Origin of the sequence: Pseudomonas psychrophila HA-4 (assembly GCF_000282975.1) — a bacterium.
In the GTDB taxonomy this organism is placed as follows: Bacteria; Pseudomonadota; Gammaproteobacteria; order Pseudomonadales; family Pseudomonadaceae; genus Aquipseudomonas; species Aquipseudomonas psychrophila_A.
Genome location: NZ_ALJC01000063.1, coordinates 1 through 404, shown reverse-complemented (window position 1 = coordinate 404; position 404 = coordinate 1). Strand labels below are relative to the sequence as shown.

Sequence of the window (404 nt, the reverse complement as noted above, 5' to 3'; positions counted from 1 at the left end):
GCAGGCCCTCGCTATATGGTTGGCTGGGTTGAGCAGATCATCGTTGAGGATATGAAAGGACGATGGTTCAGAGGGCCAGAAGGGGCGCTCGGATCTGGGGAGCCAGACCTAAGTAAAGAACACGCTCGAGGCTGGGGCACGAAAGGCGGTAATTACTACCCCATAACCGGCGCTGATTTGCCCAAACGTATTTTCATGCGCTGGCAATCCATCGTTGAACAAAAAACTTACAAAGGCTGGATCGATATTCCCGAACACGCCCGCAGCATCATGCGTGGTTCCACTGCACGCCGATGCCCGAAATGGCCCGACCAACAAGCAAGTTACACGGCATACGCCGTAGTCGGCGTAGCACCTGGAGGCGTAATTCGGCTGTGGGTAGACGATAACTGCTTGAATCAACA

Annotated in this window: 1 protein-coding gene; it reads left to right on the top strand. The window is 54.2% G+C overall.

The window, feature by feature from the left end:
- Nucleotides 1-177: 177 nt before the first annotated feature.
- A partial coding sequence (locus B347_RS26880) for a DUF2931 family protein (RefSeq protein ID WP_237719108.1) occupies nucleotides 178-404 on the top strand: 227 nt, incomplete at its 3' end.